Annotated in this window: 9 protein-coding genes; 3 read left to right on the top strand and 6 right to left on the bottom strand. The window is 70.3% G+C overall.

Features of this window, described 5'->3' with window-relative positions; genetic code table 11:
• Positions 1-224 precede the first annotated feature (224 nt).
• A complete protein-coding gene (locus GNZ18_RS03560; protein WP_156214572.1) occupies positions 225-5,312 on the top strand; it encodes an RHS repeat-associated core domain-containing protein in 5,088 nt (1,695 codons plus the stop codon).
• Between the two features lie 144 nt (positions 5,313-5,456).
• On the opposite strand, the gene GNZ18_RS03565 is transcribed toward GNZ18_RS03560, so the two are convergent.
• Positions 5,457-5,900, bottom strand: coding sequence for a hypothetical protein (locus tag GNZ18_RS03565; RefSeq protein WP_173390626.1), 444 nt, complete (start codon positions 5,898-5,900; stop codon positions 5,457-5,459).
• Positions 5,901-6,082: 182 nt separating this feature from the next.
• On the opposite strand from GNZ18_RS03565, the gene GNZ18_RS03570 reads away from it, so the two are divergent.
• Together GNZ18_RS03570 and GNZ18_RS03575 are read left to right on the top strand one after the other, a co-directional pair.
• Positions 6,083-11,104: an RHS repeat-associated core domain-containing protein gene (locus GNZ18_RS03570; RefSeq protein ID WP_173390627.1), complete on the top strand. Its 5,022-nt coding sequence runs from the start codon at positions 6,083-6,085 to the stop codon at positions 11,102-11,104.
• Between the two features lie 412 nt (positions 11,105-11,516).
• Positions 11,517-11,786 (top strand): transposase family protein, encoded by a 270-nt coding sequence (locus tag GNZ18_RS03575; RefSeq protein WP_312874279.1) that lies wholly within the window; start codon positions 11,517-11,519, stop codon positions 11,784-11,786.
• Positions 11,787-11,973: 187 nt separating this feature from the next.
• Here GNZ18_RS03575 and GNZ18_RS03580 read toward each other — a convergent pair whose 3' ends face one another.
• From GNZ18_RS03580 to GNZ18_RS03600, 5 genes are read right to left on the bottom strand one after another with little or no spacing between them, the layout of a single operon-like run.
• A complete protein-coding gene (locus tag GNZ18_RS03580; protein WP_156214576.1) occupies positions 11,974-14,097 on the bottom strand; it encodes a hypothetical protein in 2,124 nt (707 codons plus the stop codon).
• Entirely contained in the window at positions 14,094-16,445 is a 2,352-nt protein-coding gene (locus GNZ18_RS03585) for an AAA family ATPase (RefSeq protein ID WP_156214577.1), read from the bottom strand. Before GNZ18_RS03585 ends, GNZ18_RS03580 begins: the two co-directional genes overlap by 4 nt.
• A 7-nt stretch (positions 16,446-16,452) precedes the next feature.
• Positions 16,453-18,078 (bottom strand): hypothetical protein, encoded by a 1,626-nt coding sequence (locus tag GNZ18_RS03590; protein ID WP_173390628.1) that lies wholly within the window; start codon positions 18,076-18,078, stop codon positions 16,453-16,455.
• 3 nt (positions 18,079-18,081) lie between these two features.
• Positions 18,082-21,567: an AAA domain-containing protein gene (locus GNZ18_RS03595; protein WP_156214579.1), complete on the bottom strand. Its 3,486-nt coding sequence runs from the start codon at positions 21,565-21,567 to the stop codon at positions 18,082-18,084.
• Positions 21,567-23,003 (bottom strand): protein kinase domain-containing protein, encoded by a 1,437-nt coding sequence (locus GNZ18_RS03600; RefSeq protein ID WP_156214580.1) that lies wholly within the window; start codon positions 23,001-23,003, stop codon positions 21,567-21,569. The genes GNZ18_RS03595 and GNZ18_RS03600 overlap by 1 nt, the downstream gene beginning before the upstream one ends.
• Between the last annotated feature and the right edge of the window lie 46 nt (positions 23,004-23,049).

A 23,049-nucleotide genomic window follows, 5' to 3' on the forward strand; every position in this document is an offset into this window, starting at 1 on the left:
CTACGGCGACGGCAGGGGCTCGCTCGTGGGCCTGGATCTGCCCTGGTGACCAGCTCGGGCGGGATGTTGGCTGACCCGCCGACGGCGGGCGATAAGGCGCGGCCTTCATTCACGAGAGGTAGCCATAGTCTTTGCTGAATCTTGACGCCGGGAATGCGATAACCGGTAGCCCGCGGGAAGGTTCTCCTGACGTCTAGTGTGGTTATCGAAAGAGGTGTGCTTCGTTGGATGAGTTCTTCACGCAGGTGGGGAATTTCGGGAGCGCGGTGTCTGGGGGCGTTGATCCCCGTACGGGGTTGTACAACGTCCGGATCGAGTTGGACTCCCTGGTCGCGAACCGTGGGCTTGGACCGTCGCTGCCGCTGACGCTGACCTACTCGCCGTTGAGTTCGGTTGATTGGGGCCTGGGGAAGGGTGTCTCGCTAGGGCTGTCGACCTGTGACCGGACCGGCAGGCTGCTGTCGCTGTCCACCGGCGAGCAGTACAAGGTTACCGAGTCTGCGGGGCACGGCACGCCGGTCGCGTTGAATCAGAACCGCCTAGGTGTGGTCAAGGTCACTAAGGAGGAGGATAAAGGACCACTGTGGTACAGGATCGTTCATAAGTCCGGCGACGTGGAGATCCTGGAGAAGAAGCCTCAGGCAGATGGCCGATGGATGGTCCCGGTTTACGTGCTGACACCAGCCAGCCACGGCCTGTACATGACGTACAGGAACCTTGATTCCGATGACCGGCCGCGGCTCAGCCGCATCCAGCAGGACAATACGGAAGATCTACTTTCCGTGACCTACTACGCCGACTCGGAATCCGGGCGGCTGGTGGCCAACTTCAAGGTGCTGCCGAAGGGGAATAAATATCAGCCCGAGGGCTATGATATCCGGCTGGTACTCGGAAAGAACGGCCTACTCTCCGAGATGAGACATTACGGGCGCGGGCCAAAAGTGCCTCCGCTGGTGTGGAAGTTCACCTCCGCGGAGGTAGATGGGGACTGGGGGGCGTGGATCACCGGCATGACGATGCCGGGAGGGATGACCGAGAAGGTCACCTACAGCACGGGGCGCGGTCACAGGTTCCCGCTCGGCGCGGACCTGAAGGATCTTCCCTACGCGGAGCGGATCGTCCGGTCGCCAGGCGCCGAACAGCCGGAGATCACGACATCATATACATACAGCAACAGCAATTTCCTCGGCTACGTCCCTCCCGGAGGCGGCTCTGAGAGGAATTCCGGAGGTAAATGGGAGAAAGACAAAGACAACCTGTACGATGTGGTGGGCGACTACGAGTACCACAGCACCGAACGTCACACCGACGGCCGCGAGATAAAGCGCCGTTACAACAAGCACCATCTTCAGACGCGTGAGGAGACCGTTCTCGGCCAATGTTCGCGGGCCGTCACCATCACCTACTACGCCGACCCAGGTAAGCCGTTCGACCAGCAGCCTGCGCAGTTCCAGCTCCCCAAGAAGCAGACGGTCACCTGGAAAGGTCCGGGGACGGCAGTCTCGCGTGAGGAGGTTACCTATTCCACCTTCGATAAGTGGGGCAACCCTGAAACCCTGACCGAGCCAGATGGCAGCTGGACCAAGTGGGAGTACTACCCGGTTGTCGGGGAGAAGGACAAGTGCCCGCCTGACCCGAACGGCTACTGCCGCCTGCCCAAGCGCATCACCCGTACGCCACCGAAGAACGACCCCTTCAAGGCGCCCGTCTACAAGGCGGAGTATCGATACAAGCTCTATGAGGCCACGGGCTTGATAGTGCCGAGGGTCGTGCTGAAGGAACAGGAATGGCAGTACGCTGACGACAAGCTCCTCAGCCGCGTCGAGTTCGCCTACAGCGGGGCCACCACGGACCCTGAGAAGCTGGAGTTCGGCCGCGTCACGACGATGACCGAGACCGAGTACGGCCCGGACGGCACGGCGTACGAGGCCGTCCACGGCTTCGCCTTCACGGCGGAGAAGGACAAGGACGAACTGTCCGAGACTCATACGCTGAAGACCCATGACGGACGCACCGCGAAGCGCGCACAGGTGCGGTCGCGCTTCACCGGGCGGCTGCGGTCCGCCACGGATGCGCAGGGCAACACCGAGGTGATGACCTACGACGGGCTGGGGCGCCTGCTGACGCGCACCGCCAACCCGGGCACCGACTACCAAGCGGAGCAGGTCCTCGACTACCTGGTGGGGGACGGCAAGGCAGGCAGTGATCCCTTCACCGTGACGCTCACCGATGCGCGAGGAAACCGGTCACGCGAGATCATGGACGGCGCCGGCCGACCCATCCTGCGGCAGCGACTGGACCGTGACGGCGACGGTTCCTGGCGCACGGTCCAGACCCTCCGCTATGACGGGCAGGGGCGGCTCGCGGAGGTGTCCACGCTGGACTACGAGCGGGCCGGTCAAAAGTCCAAGGAGACCCAACTCCTGGAGACCGAGTCCTTCGCCTACGACGACTGGGACCAGCTGGCGACCGTGACCTCCCGCGCCGGCTCGACTCGGTTCACCCAGGTCGACCCGGTCCGGCGGACCGCGAAAACCTGGATGAAGGGACCTGGTCTGGTGTCCGGGAGCGAGGTCGCCGAATACAACACCCGGGGTGAGCCGATCAAAATCACCCGGCACCTCAGCGACGGAACAGCCGCGGGTGAAAGGCGACTGGAGCGGGACGGCTGGGGGCGGGTGCGCAGCGAGACCGACGCGTGCGGCAACGCCACCAAGTTCGACTACGATCCGCGCGGCCGACTCACCGTGACCACACTGCCGGACGACACGAGGATCCGCCGCTCCTACGCACCGTTCTCACCGGACACGCTGATCACGGAGGTCGCCGTCGGCGCCGTGCCTTACGGCACGCAGAGCTTCGACGGCCTGGGCAGGCTCACCTCCACCGCCTCGGGCGGGCGGACGTGGTCCTACGCCTACGCCGATGATGCCAGCCCCCGCCCGTCGACGATCACCGCACCCGACGGCCGGGAGGACTACACCTACGTCCGCGAGCTCGGCAACGCCATCATCAAGGTCAAGGCCGTCGGTAAGGTCCCGCCCTACACCCTCACCAGGACCCTTAACCTCGACCGAGTCTCCGGCCTTCTGACCACTTCCAGCGACGAAATGGGCTCAGCGGTCACCGGAGTCGCCCGCGACTATCACCCCTCGGGTCTACTCCAGGCCGAGCACATCACGGCTCCCTACCAGCCGAAGTACAACACGCGCGCCTCCTACACGGTGGGAGGCCTCGACCAGGACTTCACCGGCACGGACGACACCGTCCAGAAGATCAGCCGGGATACCTACGGCCGGATCAAGGAGGTCATGGATCCGGGCATGAAGGTATCGGCGACCTACGATTCCCTCGGCCGCATGAACGCGTGGACGGCCACGGACCTGGTGTCGGGCTCCACCCTGACAACAGTGCTTACTCTGGACGACTTCGGCCGCGAGAAAAATCGCACGATCACCAGCAGCCGCAACGCCATCTGGGAACTCACCCAGACCTGGCAGGACAACGATCTGCTCAGCACGCGGACCCTCACCCGCGGCACCACGAAGCTGCGCTCAGAGACCTTTACCTACAACGCGCGCGGCCAGGTCACCAGGTACCAGTGCACAGGCGCGGAAGCCCCGCGGGACCAGTACGGCCAAACGATCCTGGAACAGGTTTTCACCTACGACAAATACGGCAACATCACCGCATGCACCACCCAGTTCGGTCCTGGCAATCGCGATGACGCCACCTACGAGTTCAAGGGCTCCGATCGTTGCCAGCTCACCGCCATCACCCATACCCACGCCTCGTACCCGTCCAAGACCGAACTGGCGTATGACAAGGCCGGGCGGCTCACCAGCGTGCGGTGCCTCGACAAGGCCGGCATGGAACTCCCCGGCAGGCGCACGCTCGCCTACGACCCCCTTGGCCGCCTGCACGAGGTGGAGGAGGTGGGCACCGCTGGCGCGGTCAGCACGCTGAGCCAGTACCAGTACGACCCGCTGGACCGGCTGCTGACCCAGAAGACAACCACCACGACCTGGGCATTCGCCTATCGGGACCTCTTGCTGGCGTCCGAGGCCGAGACTGTGACCGGCGCGGGGAACGGCGACGGGAGGAGTCAGGGTACGCGGCTGCTGCGGCTGGGCCAGACATGTGTGGCCCAGCAGCGCGGGGGCAGCGGGGGACAAGACCAGCCCGAGGTCCGGCTGCTCGGCGCCGACGGCAAGGGGAGCGTGCTGGTGGCGGCCGGAGGCGCGCAAGACGGCGAGCACGAGGGCAAGGAGGAGTACGCCTACACCGCCTACGGCTATACCCCCCAGCCGTCCGGCGGGCCGGGCGCCAGCTTGCTGGGCTATGACGGGCAGCGGACCGACCCGGTCCTGGGCTGGCTGCATCTGGGCAACGGCTACCGACCCTACGACCCTTCACTGATGCGGTTCACCGTTCCGGACAGTCTCAGCCCCTTTGGCCCGGGTGGAATCAACCCCTACGCGTACTGCCTGGGCGACCCTGTCAACCGGGTCGACCCCTCAGGACACCTGAGCTGGGGGGCATGGGCGATGATCGGCCTGGGCGTCGCCGGCCTAATACTGACCGCCGGCGTCGCCGGGGCGGCGATCGTCGCGGCCGGCGGCGTGGCGGCGGCGTGGAGCGCCGCATCGGCCACGGCGCTGACCGTCGGCGCCCTCTCCGTCGTCGGTGACGTGGCTGCGATCGCCAGCGGCGCCCTGGAGGAGGTCGCGCCGCGGACTTCGGAGGTGCTGGGATGGGTGGCCCTCGCCGCCGGGCTCCCCGCCGCCGTTCGCGGTGTTTCCGCGCTCGCCCGTGCCGGCTACCGCCTAGTCAGGCCAGGGAGCGGCCATATCGTCCCTATCCCGGTCCGGTCGCAGTACAACACAACGGTGGACCGCCTCGGTCCCAGGTTCACGCCGCACACCACCCAGGCCGGAAACAAGGTGTGGACCACCGTGGCAGAAGTCCGTCCGCATCATGTCGCGGAAGCCGCCGAAGAGGCCGCGAAACACGGGAACAGAGTCCGCATCCTGAGTGGAGCGCACATCAAAGACTTGAAAACCGGCCAGCTGGAAGGGAAACTGGAATTCTTCCTGCGCGACATGAGCCTTGCCAAGAAAAACGTATCTGTCTGGGACGTCATGGCGCTGACCGACGATGCGGGCAATTTGAGGTCGACGTCCGCCGAGCTGCGGAGCATCCTGCAAGAGCCCGGCACCGATGTCATCATGGCGTTCTGCTACAGCAGGGACCTGAAGGCCGTCCGGGAGATACTGGACCTGAAGCGCACGAAAATCTACGTGGGGCCCTGACCCGCGAAGAACGCCCACCTGGATCGATGGCGGAGCAGCGGCGCCCGGCGCGTCGCGGAGACTGGTTTCCGTGGCGGCCGCATGCCATCGAAGCGGCCTGTGCCGCCCTGGCCAGCCGCGGGCCAGGGCGGCACAGGCACCGGGTCACTTGATGTAAGGCCCGTAGTTGATCTGTAGATTGCTCTCCCCGTCGGCTGGGTCTGCCCAGTATGTCCAGCCCTTGTAGCCATTCGGATGGCTTGAATCTCCCTTCGTTGTACTGTTCAGACGGTCCGCGTAGCCGAATTTGTTAATATTAACCGGATCCCCGTCCCGGATGTACTTCTTTGCCTCTCCCTCGGACTCAGAAGTCTTTCCGGACATGATCCTCCCTTCCTTGTCGACTCTCGCCCACGAGCTTTTGCCCTCGAAGAAGAGGGAGCCGTACGGATCCTCCATGATTTTCCAGCTGCCAACCCTGATCTCTGCGGAATCTCCTGGCATTCCTCTGCCTCCTCCGATTATCGCTAGCTCCGATGCTGACACGAAGGCCGCCTCTTCCTGGTGCGAGCCGACCCTCCTTGCTTTCCCCCTACCCGGGAATCTCACGCCGTACCCTCGGCGTACGCCCAGAATTGCAACCCCTGAACGGGGACGAGTCAGGCTATAAATGGATTACGGTCCACGCAAAGACATCGCCCATCCGTCCCGGCATTTCGGGCAGGGGAGCGGTGCCGTGTTTACCTTACGTATCCGTGGTCATACCGAGGGTGCTGGTTCGGGAGGATGGGATGGACAGCTTCTTCACCCAGGCGGGAAATTTCACCAGCGCGGTGTCGGGGGGCGTGGACCCGCGTACGGGGTTGTTCACTGTGCGGATCAGGCTGGGCGTGGTGACGGGGAACCGCGGCCTGGGCCCGTCGCTGCCGCTGACGCTGCTCTACTCGCCGCTGGTTACGGCGGATGTCGGCCTGGGACGGGGGGTCTCGCTCGGGTTGAGCACGTATGACACGCGCGAGGGACTGCTGGCCTTGTCGACCGGGGAGCAGTACAAGGCGTTGGACATCGGCACGAAGGTGGTGTTGCAGCAGAGCAAGCTCGATGCGGTCCACGTCAGCAGGGACGAGGCCGGGGAGTGGTATCGGATCGTCCACAAGTCCGGCGACGTGGAGATCCTGAGCGGGCCGAAGAACGCCTACAGGCTCAAGGTGCCGACTGTCCTGCTGACACCCGCCGGTCACCGCCTGACCCTGGAATGGGGACACGAGGGCGAGCAGGCGCGCCTGCAAACGATCAAGGATGACTGCGGCACTCCGCTGCTGAAAGCGGCCTACACCGGGAAGTCCAGGGTCACCTTGCATGTGCTGCCCGACCAGGCCGAGGGGTATGAGGTGGAGTTGCGCCTGACGGACGGGCTGCTCACCAGGGTGCACCACTCCGGGCCTGGGCCGCAGGCAAGCCCGCTGGAGTGGTCTTTCGCCTCCAGCCCGATCGGCGAGGACGGGACGTGGGGGACCTGGATCACCGGCGTGACCATGCCGGGCGGCATGACGGAGAAGGTCACCTACAGCACGGGCACCGAGGGCCACAGATTCCCGGACGGCTCCGGCCTCCCGGTGCTGCCGTATGTGAAGCGGTTCGTCAAGGCGCCGGGAGGCGAACAGCCACAGATCACCGCGTCCTACACCTATTCCGGCACCAACTTCCTCGGTTACGAGTCCGGAATGAGCTGGGATGCCGATCAGGACCACCTGTACGGGGTCTTGGGGAATTATGCTTATCACAGCGTCGAGGCGCGGGAATGCGCGGGCAAGACCACGAGAATCACCCGCGCGTTCGACCGCTACCACCTGCAGACCGAGGAAACCACCCGGGAAGGCGACTGCTCCCGGTCCGTCCGGACCGAGTACTACGCGGCAAGGGGCAAGACCTTCGCCGAGCAGCCGCCGCAGTTCCAGCTCCCGGCCAGGCAGAGCGTCACCTGGGACGGCCCCGGCGGCTCGCGTGAGGAGGTCACCAAGACCACCTTTGATGAATGGGGCAACCCCACGGCCCGGACCGGTCCCGATGGGACGGTCACCACCTGGGCCTACTACCCGGCCGCCGGCGAAGAAGGCGCGTGCCCGCCCGAACCCAACGGCTACTGCCGCCTGCCCAAGTCCGTCACCCGCACTGCGCCCGGTACAAGTTTCGGTGATGAGCCCGTTTACAAGACGTCCTACCGGTACGCGGACTACGACACCCCCGATCCGCGGGTGCCCCGCGCCGTACTGAAGACCGCGGAGCTGCGATGCGCCGACGGCGAACTCCTCAGCGGCCAGGAGCTCACCCACAGCACCAGGACCGGCACCACCGAGGAGAAATTGGAGTTCGGTCGTGTCACCGGCCTGACCGAGACCGAGTACGGACCGGACGGTAAGCCCTACACCGCCGCCCACGCCTTCACGGTCAGCACCGACGAAGGGGACGGCCTGGTCCAGGTCCACACGCTCAAGTCCCACGATGGACGCACGGTGACGCGCACGCAAGTACGGTCCCGGTTCACCGGGCGGCTTCAGCGCACCGAGGACCCGCAGGGCAACGTCGAGACCATGACCTATGACCGGCTGGGACGCCCTACCGGCCGCGTCGCGAACCCGGGTACCGCCTACCAGGCGGTTCACGCCGTCGACTACGTGATCAGCGACGGCCCCGGGCCGTTCACCGCGACGTCCACGGACCCGCTGGGCAACCAGGTCCGCGAGACTCTCGACGGGGCGGCCCGGCCCATCCGCCGCGAACGCAAGGACCGCGACGGCGACGGCGCCTGGCATGACGTCCAGACGCTGGCCTATGACGCGCAGGGGCGCGTGTCCCGGACCCGCACGCTGGACTACGAGCGCCGCGAGGGACAGGACCCCAGGCAGATCGAGCTGATCCGGGACTTCGTCTACGACGGCTGGGGCCAGGTCGAGACCACGACCTGCGGTGACGGCTCCGCCCGGCTCACCCGCACCGACCCGGTCGCGCGGACCGCGACCACCCAGTTGTACGGCGGTGGCGACGCCGTCACCGGAAAGGAGGTGACGCACTACAACGCCCGGCGCGAACCGGTCCGCGTGACCCGATACGACCTGGAAGGAAAGGCCGCGAGTGAACGGACACTGGACCGCGACGGCTGGGGCAGGATCCGCCGCCAGACCGACGAGGCCGGGAACATCACGTACTACGACTACGACCCGCGCGGCCGGCCCGCCCGGATCACGCTGTCGGACGGCACCGAGATCAACCGCGCCTACGAGCCGTCCTCCCCGGGGACGCTGATCACGGAACTGAGGGTCGGCGAGGTGCGCTACGGCACCCAGGAGTTCGACGGCCTGGGCAGGCTCACCTCGTCCCGGTCAGGGGGGCGGACATGGTCCTACGGCTACGCCTCCGACAGCGATCCCTACCCGGCATCGGTCACCGCACCCGACGGCCAGGTCCGTGACTACCAGCGTGTCCGCCAACTCGCCGGTGCCCTCAGTCAGGTCACGGCAGGCCCGCTCACCAAGGACTTCACCCGTCACCCCGTCTCGGGGTCCCTGAAGGCCGCCAGCGAGAAACAGGATGGCGAGACCCGCGTCACGACCGACCGCGGCTACCACCCCTCGGGCCTGCTCCACACCGACACCACCATGCCCACCGGCCGACCCGGCCACACCACCAGCGCCACCTATACGGTGGGCGGCCTCGACCAGAGCTTCACCGGCGCCGACGGCGCCGCACAGCAGATCACCAGGGACATCCACGGCCGCATCTCCCAGATCACCGACCCGGCCATGCGGGCATCCTTGACCTACGATCCCGCCGGCCGCGTCAGCGGGTGGACGGCCACGGACCGGTCAACGGGTTACGCCCTGACCACCACCCTGGGCCTGGACCAGCACGGCCGCGAGACACAGCGCACGATCAAGGACAACCAGGGCACCGCCTGGACCCTCGCCCAGACCTGGCAGCCTGACGGCCGCCTGGAAAGCCGCGTCCTCAAGCGCGGCACGACACAGCTACGCCACGAGACCTTCACCTACACCAAACGCGGCCAGCTCGCCCGATACACCTGCGGCGGCACGCAACCTCCCCAGGACGAACACGGCAACACCATCACCACGCAGGCATTCACCCACGACGACCACGGCAACATCACCGAATGCAAGACCGAGTTCGCCACCACCGAGAACGACACCGCGCGCTACCTGTTCACCAACGGCGCCGACCCCTGCCAGCTCACGGCCATCACCCACACCCACCACACCTACCCGGCCCGGACCACGCTGTCCTACGACGCCGCCGGCCGACTCACCACCATCGCATGTGACGACAAGAACGGAAACGCGCTCACCGCCGCAGGCCGCACCCTCGACTACGACACCCTCGGCCGCCTGCAAACAGCCAGCTCACCAGGCATAACAAGCCAGTATGGATTCGACCCCCTGGACAGACTCCTCATCCAGCAAAGCGGTGACCAGACCAGCGTCCTGTGCTACCAAGGTCGGGCGCTCGCATCAGTCACCGAGAGCGCGGCCAGCGTACGCGGCCCGGCGCCAGAGACCCATAACACCCGCCTGCTGCGGAACGGGCCGGCACGTCTGGCCCAGCACCGCGACAACGGTCCTGCCTCGACCCTGCTGCCGGGCAGCGACGCCAAGAACAGCGTGCTGATCGCGGCCGCCGACCGACAGTACGAGGAATACGGTTACACCCCCTACGGCTACAGCCCGCGCGGCTCGGCCGACAGCATCCTCGGCTACGACGGCCAGCGGCCCGACCCGGTATTCGGCTGGCTGCACCTCGGCAACGGCTACCGCGCCTACAGCCCCTCCCTGATGCGGTTCACCACCCCCGACAGCCTGAGCCCCTTCGACCGAGGCGGCATCAACCCCTATCTCTACTGCACCGGCGATCCCGTCAACCACACCGACCCCACAGGCCACCTCAGCTTCTGGGCCTGGCTTGGCATCGGTCTCGGCGCCGCCGCGCTGATAGCGACCGCCGGCACCGCCGCATGGGCCATCGCCGCGGCCGGCACCGTCACCGCAGCCATCAGCGCCGCCTCGGCCACCACGCTGACCATGGGCACCCTCGGAGTCATCTCCAGCAGCACCCTCATCGCGAGCGGCGCACTGGAGGAGACCTCGCCCCGGGCATCCTCCATCCTGGGATGGATCTCCATCGGCACCGCACTCCCCGAACTCGTCACCGGACTCGGCGCCATCGCACGGGGAGCCGCCAGAGCCGCGGCCAGAGGCGGCGCCTGGTCCCGTCCGGCCCTTCAACTCGCCGGCGACGCGGGCTGGGATATCACCCGCGTCGAGAACGACCTGACGAAGACGGGCCTGAGTCGGTACGAGCAGTTCGACGCATACGCGTTTCAGGCTACCGAGTACGACAGGGCCGGCAGCAGGGTGTGGACCAGCCGAGCGAACGTCAGTATCTCCGACGCAGCACGAACCGCCGAACGTGCGTACGACAGCGGCGCGCAGAACGTCGACGTCCTGTACGGTCTGCACGGGACGAACGGCTCGGACTGGGGCCCCTGGCTGACCAACGAGGAGTTCGCGCGCGAAACGGCGGACTTCTGGAGGGAACTTCCGGCCCGCTACCATCCCTCCACGCGGATAGTAGATCTCCGGACGCTACGCGACGAAAAGGCTCTGGGTGAGCTCCTCTTTCAGGGCAACACCGATATCATTGTGTCATTCTGCTACAGCAGAAACAATTACGATGTAATGCAGTTCCTCGGACTGAAGCCCGTAGGTGGCTGGTCATTCGACATAGCGGAGACCCGGTTGTGACCTGGTCGGGGCATCACCGGCGCAGCGCCCAGAACCTAGCCCAAAGTCAAACAGACTCCGCAGGGATCAAAAAAAGCCAATGACTCTGGCGCGGCGCAAGTCTGGAACCAACTGGCCTCGCGGCCCGGGTACCGGGCTACCGGGCCCACACCGACCCGGGAAGCGGTTGGCTATGACGTTTCGCAAGTGGCCCGGGGCAGGACATCTTGGGTTCCAGAAGTGATCGCAACACCTGACCCCGTGGATGTTGTCATTACCAAGGCGCGTCGCGCAGGGCGGATTCCAGAGTAACTGCCTTATGTCAAAGGCTTAGCCCAAGGAGAGATGGGCCGCTTGCGGTCGCGGTCGGACGTCCGGCGCCGGGCAATCACAACGACTGCACCGCCTTCCGCGATTCAGGTGCCGATACCGCGTGCCGGGGCACGCACGTGATGGCCGAGGCGGCTACCAGGGAAACCGGCAGGTCATCATGCCCTACCGGCGTCCCCGCGACGGCAGCGAACTGCGCGCCTGGCAGCACGAACTCAACACCGTCCACAAACGGGTGCGCGCCTGCGTCGAGCACGTCTTCGCGCGCATGAAGTGGTGGAACATCCTGCGCAACTGCCGCCGCAAACGCGACGGCGTCCACCACGCCACCCACGGAATCGCCCTCATGCACAACCTGGTGATAGCCGGCTGACCGGCCCGGAGGACGCCAGCTCACCCGCAGCACGCCTGGCCGCGCCTCTCGACCATTACGGGACAGCCTTTGGCGGCCCTGTTCTCGGTGTCGGTGAGCTGTGCGGTCATCGCTTCGATGCGGGTCGGTGGGAAGGCTGTCACGAGTCAGGTGTCGAAGCTCCGTTGGAGGTCTGTCCCATCGTGATCTAGTCGCCGCGTTCCAGGTGGCAGCGGTCGCACGCGGATCTGGAGCCATCCGGGCAGTGCCCGCAGTAGGGGCAGATGTAGCTCCGGGCGTCCTGCCAGCACGGAACGGAGAGCAGCTCCTGGGAGAACTTCTCGTCCAGCAGGTCGCCGTGCCCTCCCGGCTGCTCGCTCAGCGCGCGGACGGTCAGGACCGGATAGCGCCGTTCGCACGTAGCGCGGAGGCACCGCCGCAGCTCCCAGCCGGTGTGGCAGTTCGGGCACTGGCAGCGGTACGTGTCATGGTCGCGCGGGGCGAACACGGCCGCCGCGTTCGGGGGGCGGCGGAGGCAGTAGGGGCAGATGGCCAGCTTCGCCACCCGATCCGCGGCGTCGAGCAGGTCCGTGTGCAGGCGGTCCAGAGCGTCCCGGTTGTCGCCCTGCCGCCGGGCCGCGTCGGCGCGCGTACGAAGGCCGGCCAGCGCCGACTTCAGCCCGCTGAGCTCGTGCGCCGGGGGCGGCCGGGTCACGAGCAGCCGACCGTCCCTCCAGGCGAGCCAGCCGAAGCGCCGCGCCAGAGAGTCGGCCCCGGCGACCCGGCTCGGCACCGGCGCCGGGTAGGCGAGCATGATCCGCCCGTCGAGCGCGCCGCGCAGCGTCCGGGCGACGCGTCCCATGCTGCCGAGGTCGGCGGGGCTGACCGGCACCATCGCGGGCAGTCCCCCCGGGTCTCCGGACGAGCCGTGCACCGCGAGGCGCCGGGCCGGCGGCAGCGCGTCCCGCTCCTTCCTCTCTCCCGGGTACAGCACCGCGGTCGGCCCGTCGGCGGCGTTCCGGAGACCGTCGAGCTGCTGGTCGAGCTCGCCGGGATCCGTGTGCCAGGTCAGCGCGTGGGCCACGGGCACTATGCGCAGGACGGGTTCGTCGCCGAGCAGGAGAGAGAAGGTGTCGTCGCGGTTCCAGTCGAGTCGGACGGCGTGTCCCCTGTAGGAGTACGCGGGGCCGGGTCTCCCGATCTCCGGCCCTTCCGTGGTGGACGGTGCCAGGCCGAGCTGCTCCGCCGCGCGCAGCACCAGCACCAGCGCGTAGTGCGCGAAGTCGCGGCACCACGCGTCCATCGCCCCGGCGGGTTCGGCGGCGCCGTCCGCGCCCGGCCGCGATGCCACCTCGACGTCCCACAGGCGGCGGCAGTGCCGGTAGCCGACCTGGTTGTCGAAGAGGTTGGTCGGGCGGAGCCGCGGCGGCCCGGTGTACGGGCCGCGGACGCCCGCGCGCAGTTCGGACGACAGCAGCGGGGCCAGCGCTCCCCGCAGCGCGACGAGTTCCCTGCGCCGCTCCTCGATGCGTCCGGACAGGTCGTCCTGCTCGATCAGCTCGGCGATGAACGCGTACAGGCGCTGCTTCGCCCGGAAGTCCGGACGGGACTCGGCCTGCCCGAGCAGCTCGGGGCCCTGCCTGACCATATGGTCGATCCCCTCGATCTCGGCGATCCTGGCCAGCACGTGCATCCAGAGCCGATCGACGAGGGTCGCCACCACCCGGTTCTCGTAGAGGTCGTGGTCGGCGACCTGGACGGGCACCAGCAGCCGGGCCGGCTCGACGCCGTGCAGCCTGCGGGCCGCCCAGGTCTCGCTGTGCGCGGCCAGATGGACGACGGTGCGCCAGGTGATCCGCCGGGCCTTGCTGACCGGCACCAGGACGTCCTCGGTGCGCAGCCGCGCGTGCGGGTCGCGGCACACGGCCCGCAGATGGCCGAGCCGGAAGCGCAGGTGCTCTTCCAGCCGGTGCGGGCGCAGCCGTTCCGCCACCCCGTTGACCATGGGCGGAACGTCCGTCCAGTCGCTCAGCGGCGCGCTCGCGCGGTGCAGCTCGCGGACCTTGCCGGCGATGACCGCGACGCTCTCCATGACGAGCGCGGCCGGGGCGGGCGCGGCGCCGAAGCCGCCCGGCCAGCGTTCGGCGCCGTGCCGCAGCGTCCACTGCCCGGCGCCGGCGGCCAGGTAGGCGCCGGGCGCCAGAGGCTCCGAGCCGACGGTGAGGCCCCGCGCTCCGGCGGGGATCTGATACCGGCCCAGCGGGACGATCCCCGGAGGGACGGGCCTCGGCGCGGCGGCGACCCGGTCCCACAGCTCCGGGCGGCCCCTCATCCGAGCCCCAGCGACCGGATCTCGCCGTCCAGCACCCGCAGGGACTTGGCGGCGGTGGTGCCGGGGAAGGCGGGGCCCCACAGAGCCTCGATGTCCTTGTGGAGCCGCTGAAGGTCGCCGGGAGCGATCTCGACCCGGCCGATCAGCTTGCGCAGCACCTTCGTGGCGAGCAGGTGGTCGGCGGCCTCACCGGTCCGGCCCCCGGCGGCGACCGTCACGGGCACGAAGCGTTTGGCCTGCCGTTCCAGCCGGTTGCCCCAGGAGACCCCGAATCCGTCCCGCAGCCGCTCGCCCAGGCTGCCGTCGAGGAAGCTCAGCACCTTGTCCGTCTCGCCGCCGTGCCGGGCCTCGGCGGCATCGAAGGCGTCCGTCAGCGCCTTGCGGGAGACCGGCGCGAGCGGACGGGTCTCCCCAGGATCGAAGACCCGGGGCCTCGGTGGCAGTTCCAGCACGTGCGCCCTGTCGTAGGTCTTGTCGGCGAACCTGACCGTGGTCTCGTCGTTGTTGGCCGTTCCGATGAACCAGACGTTGCCGGGCAGCTCCAGCGCGCGGCCCTCGCGCAGCAGCCGGGGCGCCGGGGAGACCGGCGCCGTCATGAGCGGAAGCAGCGCCGGTGCGCCGGGATCGCCCTCCTTGCGCTCCATCGCCGACAGCAGATCGCTGAAGTACTGCTCGGGGTGCGACAGGTTCATCTCGTCCAGCACCACGATGAACGGCTTCTCGCGGAAGAGCGGGAGCTGCGCCTTGTAGAGGCTCTGGGTGAACTCCGACTCGTAGAACTTGCGCTCGAAGGCGTTGTAGTAGCCCAGCAGGTCCTGCGGGCTGCGCCATTCGGCGGCGACCGCGACCGTCTCCCGCCCGGCGCCGATGACCTGGGCGAACGCCTCGGGCAGCCGGGTCTTGCCGATGCCGCTGATACCTTGCAGCAGGTGCAGGCGGCTGGAGGCCAGCCCGGCCACGAAGCACCGCAGGTCGGCGCCGGAGTAGTACAGCCGCAGGTCCAGCGCCATCCGCCCGCGCACGCGCTCGACGAAGTCGCGCAGCCGGACGGGCTCGTCGTCGAGCTCGGGCCGGAACCCGTAGCGCTCCTCGTCGTCCATGGCGGTGCAGGCGGGAAACGGCGGGCTGTCCTTCACCATGGCCTGCATCTGCTTGAGCCGCGCCGACTGCTGGTCGATCTCCGAGGTCAGCGTGTCGTTCTGCCGCTGCAGCGCCTGGTTGATCATGCGGGCGTTCTCGCGCTCGGTGGCGGAGATCATCGACGCGGTGACGTGCCGGCGCAGCTCGGCGTTCTGGCGCAGCAGCTCCTCCCGCTCGACCATCAGGTCGTGGTGGGCGGCCTTCAGCTCCTCGACCCGCGCCCGGTCCTGGACGGGGTTCGCCGCCGCGGCCATCCGCAGCTCACGGTTCTCCTCGTGCAGCCGCCGCAGCTCCTCGGCCAGCTCCGGCGCCCGGCGCCCGCCGAGCTCGGCCGCGGCCGTCTCGTACCGCGCCAGCTCGGCGGCCCGCTGCTCGGCGAGGCCCCGCATGGCGTCGAGCTGCCGCCGATGACCGAGGGAGTTCTGCCGCTCCAGCTCCAGGTCGGTCTCCAGCCGGGCGAGCCGCTCCCGGACGCGGTCGTCGGCCTCCTGGTCCAGATGCTCCGCCCGGACGCCCAGGCGCCGTTCGAGGCGCCGCTGCTCCAGCTCCTTGCGGTCCAGGTCCGCCGCGCGCTCGTCCAGCTCGGCGCCGCGCGCGATCAGCGCGGCCTCGCGCTCGGCGTACCGGGCGGCGTGCCGGTCCTCCAGCTCCCGCTGCTCCTCGTCGAACGCCGTCCGCCGCTCCTCCAGCTCGCGGCGCAGCGCGGCGAGCCGTTCCTGCCGGTGGCCGGCGAAGCCTCGCCTGGCCTCCTCCTCCAGGCCCGCGAGCTCCTCCTGCCGCTCGGCCAGGCGCCTCTCCTCGGCGTCGATCTCGTCCTTGCGGCGCTGGAGCCCGGCGGTCTGCCGCTGGTGCTCGGCCCGCGCCTCGGCCAGCCTGGCGCTGTCGGCGTCGAGCTTCTCCTGCTTCTTGCCGAGCGCGCTCTGGCGCGCCTCCGCGCGTTTGCGGGCCGCCTCGGCCTGGGCGATGGCGCGCCGCAACCGGTCGGCGGTCGCGGGGCCGGTGACCTCCGCCCCGGTGGCCGGCTCTTCGACCGGCCCTTCGACCGGCTCCGCGCCGTCCGCCGGCTCGGGCGCGGGTTCGGTGGCCTGGAGCCGTTCGGCGGCCTCGATCAGCGCGTCCTCGCCGTCGCCGGCCTTGGACGCCTGCTTGCCGCCCGGGGCCTGGCCCGCGCGCTGATTGCCGCCTCGCTTGCTGCTACGGCTACCCATCGGGTCGTCAGTTCCTTTCCAGGGGGGTCGGGGGCATCGAGACGATGAGCCGCGCGGCGTCCAGCGCGAGCCGCCGGCACCAGTCGATGTCGTCCTCGACGGTGGCGTCGCGCGTGGCGTGCGAGCCCCGGTTGCGCAACTCGCGGAGCTGCTCCAGGTCGGCGAGGACGCCGGGGCGGTCGCGGGCCAGCTCGCGCAGCGGGTGGTCCCGCCGGTGCGGGCTCTTCGGATCGGCCGCCGCGATCAGCGCGTAGGGCAGCAGATCCCTGACGTAGGCCCGCTCGACGTCGATCGCCCGGCCGTGCATCCTGACCTGCTTGGGGTACTCGGTGAGGGCCTTGCCCACGTTCATGCCGTCCAGGTAGGAGCCGCGCGGTCTGTCCAGGCCGAGGGCCTTCGCCGCCGTCGCCAGCGCCGATCTCACGGTCGGGACGGAGGCCGCCCGCGCTCCCGCCGCCCAGCTCGGCCGCTCGGGGGGCGGGTACTCGGCCACCAGCCGCCGGAACAGGTGCTCGTGCAGCCGGTACGCCTCGCGGGCCACCGACTCGACGCCGGACTCCCCGCCCCGCGCCGCCGCCTCCTCCAGCCCGAGCAGCAGGGTCAGCGCCTCCGGACGGCGCCGCAGCTCGCCGCCCAGCCGCTGGACGAGCCGGCTCTCGGCGGCACGCCTGACCGCGTCCCCGGCGGCCCGGTACTCCGCGCCGACCCTGGCGGAGGCGGTGTCGGCCGCGCCCGACACCGCGTCCGCCAGCCCGGGATCCTCGCGGATCCATTCGGTCAGCGTTCGCCGCAGCATCGAGTTCGGCTCCAGCCCGAACGGGTCGCGGACGCGCGGCCCGCCGTCCTGCCCGTCCCCCTCGCTCAGCCAGACCAGCAGGTACTCGGCCATCGGGCGTCCGGTGTCGAGCACCCGGTGCACGGCGGTCTCGTGGGGCATCGTCAGTTCGGTGGCCAGGGCCTGCAGATCGCGCTCGGCGGTGTGCGCGGCCGGGCTGCGTCCGTTCCGGAAGTCGGTGAACCGCTCCGCCCGCCGGGCCAGTTCGGCCTGCCGCTGCGCGGCGACGGCGTCGATGACCTGCTGGGCGCCGGGCGGGCGCGGCCGGACGAGGTCCACGCCCTCCCCGACGATGCGGGCCGTGATCGGACGCGGCGAGCCGGCGCTGTCGAGGCGCAGCTCCGCCTGTCCGTCCCGGACCCCGTGGACGCGCTGGAACACGAGGTCCCGTGCGGCCCGGGGCCAGAGCCGCCCGGTCAGCGGGTCCTGGAGGACGTGGGTGACGATGAGCTCGGCCTCCGCGCCGACGCGGCCGGTGTCCAGCGTCTCCCGACCGAGCGCGGTCGGCACCCCGTACCGGTCGACCCGTCCGCCCTCGCGCAGCTGCCGCAGCACGTGCTCGCACAGCTCGGCACTCTGGTGGATCTTCTCCGCGATGTCCTCCGGCCGCCGCACCCCCGCCCGGCAGAGGGCGAGGACGACCCTTTCGATGATGTTGAGGTGGCGCACGGCCAGGACGGGGGCGGTCACCCGGTAGGCCAGCACCGGCCAGCACAGGAACAGCAGTTCACCGGAGTCCGGCGGCCGGTGGAACCGCAGGACCCCGCGACGGATCTGGAACATGTCCTCCTCGGCCACCGCTCAACCCCTCCGCCCCGGCTCAAGCAGCACCCCGGACGCGGACGGCGGCGCGCACAACCGGTGGAACTCGCTCAGCGGTCGGACGCGCTCCGGGGCCAGTGCCGAGGTGAACATCGCAGCGTCGCCGACCACGACGAGCAGCCGTTCCTGCCGGCTCATCGCCACGCACATCCGGTTGGCCAGCATGAGGTGGCCGTAGGCGCGCCGCGTCCACTCCTCGTACTGGGCGTGACCGGGATGGGCGGGGTCCCTCAGGGCGGGGTCGAACGGCGGCGGCGGGCTCGACCGGGTGACCGACAGCAGCGCCACGTCGAACTGCTTGCCCTGGAACGCGTCGACGGTGCCGACCTGCAACCGGTCGCGCTCCACGCCGTCGCCGTCCCGTCGCAGTTCCTCCACGGGCCGGTAGGACGGACCCTCCCGCTCGGCCAGCCCCTCCCTGAAGAGCTGCTCCCAGATCAGCCGGACCTGCGCGCCGTAGAAGCTGATCACGCCGAACGTCAGGTCGGGCCTGGCCCTGATGTGGCGGCGCAGCTCCCGGGCGATGGCCACGGCCTCGGCCGTCCGCGACTTGCTCTGCCCGCCGTGCTCGCCCCCGGCGGCGTGCGGCACCGGCAGCCAGGCGGCCGGACGGCCGCCGTACCCGTCCAGCCTGTGCGCGAACTGCTCGGCGGGGCGGGGCGAGTCCAGGCCGCCGCCCGGGTAGAAGTTGTCGCCGACGAACGTGCCGAGTACCGGATGCATCCGGTACTGCTCCCTCAGCCGCACCGCGCGGCGCGGCCCCGGGGTGTCGTCGCCGTTGTGCAGCAGGGTGAACATCCGCCCGAACAGGCTCTCCCGCAGGGTGGCCAGCTCGCTGACCGCGTCGGACCGCAGTTCCCGCTCCACGTCCGGCTCCAGCATGTGCGGGAGCTGGTTCTGGTCGCCCACCAGGATCACCCGCCGGGCCGCGAGCGTCAGCGGGATCAGCAGGTCCAGCGGGTTGGCGCGGGCGGCCTCGTCGACGATCACCGTGTCGAACAGCCGCTCGCCGTCCTTGACGTCCTGGACCGCCCGCGAGTCGGCCTGCTGGCAGGTCGCGGCCAGCGACGTCGTGTAGAGGCGGAGCGTGGCGAGCACGGCCTCCGGGTCCCCGTCGAGCGCTTCGAGGTACTCCAGGAGGGCCACGTGGACGCCCTCGGCGGTCTCCCGGCGCCGCGCGTCCAGCTCGTCCACGATCTCGTTGAGCAGGTCGGCCACGTCCGCCCGCGCGGCCGGGCGGAACAGCCGGTCCGCCCGGTCGGTGAGCCGGTCCAGCAGCTCGTCGCGGACCGCCGTCAGCTCGTCCAGGAACGGCGGCGTCCCGTCGCCGTCCCAGTCGGCGGCGCGGTCGAGCAGCTCCCGGTGCGCCTCGTCGGCGGCGGGCAGCCGGTCCAGGTGGTCCAGCGCGGCCGCCGCCATCAGCGGCCCGTCGTCGCCGAAGGAGATCGGCTCGCAGCGGATGCCGCGCACCGCGCGCAGCGTGCTCTCCCGCCGGTGGTCGGCCTGGAGCCCGGAGGCCCGGGTCGCGGCGCGCAGCCCGGTGGCGATCTGTTCCAGCCGGCCGAGCAGCTCGTCCGGCACCAGCCCGCGGACCTGCCCGGCGATCCCGTCGAGCCACCGCACCAGCTCCTCGGCGGGGACGGGGGCCGTCCCGTACTCGGCGGCCCGCCGCGCCACGTCGCGCATCGCGAGCGTACGGCGGCCGTCCGGGGTGCCGCCCATCTCCTCCCGGAGGGCGCGCACGGTGGCCGTCCGCCAGTTGTCGATGTGCGCGGTGGATCCCCGGTTCCGCGAGTCGATCTTCATGGACGGCAGGTCCCAGACCGTCGAGCGCTCGACCAGGTTGTCGACGGCGGCGTGCTGGTAGCTGGTGAGCAGCATGCTGCGGCTGACGACGGCGTGCCCGCGTCCCTCCTCCGCCAGCCGCACCTGGAGGGCCGCGATGAGCTGGGTCTTGCCGGTGCCGGGCGGCCCCTGGACGACCGCGATGTCGGGGGTGTTCAGCGCGGTGCGGAGCGCGAGTTCCTGCTCCTTGTTCGGACGGCCCTGGGCGAAGCACTTCTCCGCGGCCGGAGACATCGCCGGGACGGGGCGCCGCTCCTTGCCCCTGGCGGGGACGCCCTGGAGCAGGGGCAGGAGCTGCGGCAGCGGGATCCGTCCCTGGAGCAGCCGTTCCAGCGCCCGGTTCCGGCGATCGAGGCGGCGGCGGTCACCGCGGACGGCGGCGTGCAGGAACCCCTGGGCGGGCGGCATGACCGGGCCGTCGGCGTCCCCGCCGCGCCGCACCAGCCGCATGTCCACGGTCCGCGACTCGACGTCGGCGTGCACGACCTCGCCGGTCTCGTTGCCCTTGGCCAGTTCGAGTTCCAGGAGCCCGGCGTCCCGCTCGACCCGCCCGGAGCCGCCCAGGATCTCGGGGAGCTGGACGGTGCACTCCAGCTCCGTCTCGTGACCGGCGCCGACCTCCTCCCGCAGCCGCCTCAGCAGCCCGTCCCGGCCGCCGGCGATCTCGAACCGGACGACGTCCTCGGTGTCGTCCAGATAGGACCACCGCGTGTACTCCAGGAAGCCGAGGTCGCGCATCCGGCGCAGCGCGTACCGGTTCTCCAGCTCGTGGTAGCGGCGCCAGACCGCCATGAACGTCTGCTCGCCCTCGCCGCTGCCGAGCCGGGACAGCTCCTCGCGCATCTGCCGCTTGAGCCCGGCCTTGACCGTCGCGTCGAAGAGCTCGATCCGGACGTCGATCAGCGCGGTGCGCTCGTGCTCGCGGGCCGAGCGGGTCTCCCGGTGCACCTGCCGCAGCCGCCACTCGCCGTTCTGCTTCCGCAGCGTGGCGACGATGTCGCCGCCGACGAGCCGGCACGGGACCGGCTCGGCCATGTCCTGTCCCGGCGCGACGAGCGCGACCAGCCGCCGGGGCCTCGGCCCGCCGCGGCGGGCCGCGTCGCCGGGCGTCGCGGTCGGCGGGCTCGGCCCGCCCGGCGGCTCGGGGAACAGCAGTTGCCGCTCCAGCCAGCCCAGCGCGTCCTTCCAGCCGCGCACCTGCCTGTCCCCGGCGATGCTGCGGGCGGAGCCGAGCGCCGCCTCGTCCGCCCCGACGCGCAGCTCCCCCCAGTCGAAGCGCCCGGCGAGCTCGTGGACGCGCAGCCGCAGCCAGCGGCGGCGCGGCTCCCCCTCGTCGAGGTCGTCGGCGAACGCGATGACGTGGTCGTTCTCGGTGACCACGGTGCGCAGCGCGTCGTCGTCCCCGCCGGTGCGGCCCCGCACGGGATGCTCGTGGACGGAGCCGTCCGGGCCGGTGTGGGATGCCGTCAGCGTCGGGCCGAACCGCGCCAGCACGACCTCCCTGCCGACGATCCCGTCGGCGGGGACGGCGCCGGGCAGCTCCACCCACGCGAACGTCGGCGCGCCCGGCAGCGCGTCGGCCAGCGGCACCGGCCTGTCGTGCGCCCGCCGCGCGGCCATCACACGCCCCTCTTCGGCGTGAGGAACCTCATGAAGCGGTGGGCCTCGTCGCGGACCCCGAAATGCAGCGTCCAGCGGCCCGCGTCGTCGAGGTCGAGCGGCCACGTCTCACCGGCACCCAGCCGGACGCGGCGCCGCGCCGACCGGTCGACCATCCACGCGTCGTGCCGTCCCACCCGCTGGACCGTGAGCCGGGGTGCGCCGGACCAGGCGAGCTCCACCAGGGGCTCGCCGGGATCGACCGGGATCTCCGACGGGCCCCGGTCGAGGCACAGCAGCCCGGTGCGGGCCCGCACCACCTGAGCCTGCCGCATGGGAAGGATCATCGACCTGAGCCGGTCGGTCTCGGTCTCGTCCGGCGTCCCGGGCACCGCCCCGGCGGGCAGGAAGCCGTGGACGTCGCAGCGCAGGACCGACGGGCGCGCGCACCCCCGGCACCACGGGCACTGGGACAGCTGCGCGTGGTAGGTGCCGCCGCACGCGGGGCAGGCGACCATCAGCAGCGCCGCCTGGTCGAGCTTGTCGTGCCACTCGCGCAGGGACGGCCGCCGCTCGGGACGCCGCAGCCCGTCCTCGAAGGTGAGGGCCGCCAGCCTCCGCAGCCCCCCGGTCAGCACCAGGTCCCGCCCGAGACCCTGGGAGCTGCTGTTGCGGTGGTCCTCCGGATGATCGATCCACGGCCATTCGCCCCGGAAGGCGGCCGGCTCCAGCCCGGGGTCGCGGTCGACCGCGTCCCCCTGGAAGGGATGCACCAGGGCCAGGACGTGGAAGGCCAGCACCGCGAACGCGAAGGCGTCGGTCAGGCTGTCCTGCCCGGCCCTCCCGGTGATCAGCTCGGGCGCGGCGTAGCCGGGGGTGACGTGCGCCGCGTCGGACGGCCGGGCCCGCACGGACACGTTGTCGGGGTCGATGAGCCACACCTGGTCGTGCTCGCTGCGCGTCGACACGAGGATGTTGCCGGGCGACACGTCGCCGTACGCCAGCCCCCGCGCGTGCAACCGGTCGAGCGCCTCGGCCGCCAGGGCCAGCAGCCGCAGGCGCCTGCGCAGCCCGCCGGTGCCCTGGAACCATGCGGCCGTCCCCTCGTACGGGACGGCGGCCAGCGAGCCGATCGCGGTCATCCCGGCCAGCAGCTCCATGGTGTAGCCGACCTCGTCGCCGACCAGCAGCGTCAGGGGCCGCGCGATGGGGATCCCGGTCAGCTCGAAGCGCCGGACGGCCGCCAGCCTGGTGCGCAGCTCGCCGGCGCCGATCCCGGCCTCCGGCTTGAGGATCTTCGCGGCCACCTGCCCCCCGGCCAGCGACCAGACCGTGCCCTGGCCGCCGCCTCCGATCTCCTCGCGCAGTTCCAGGGCCTCGCCCCGGTCGTCATGGACGGTGTCGCCCGTCCGGTACCGGCGGCGCCGGGCCCGGCGGCCACCCGCGGGTGCGGTCACGTCGCCCTTCCCTCCCACTCCACAGATCAACGGGCGGGCCGCCCGG

The sequence above is a fragment of the Actinomadura litoris genome, assembly GCF_009733595.1.
GTDB lineage: Bacteria > Actinomycetota > Actinomycetes > Streptosporangiales > Streptosporangiaceae > Spirillospora > Spirillospora litoris.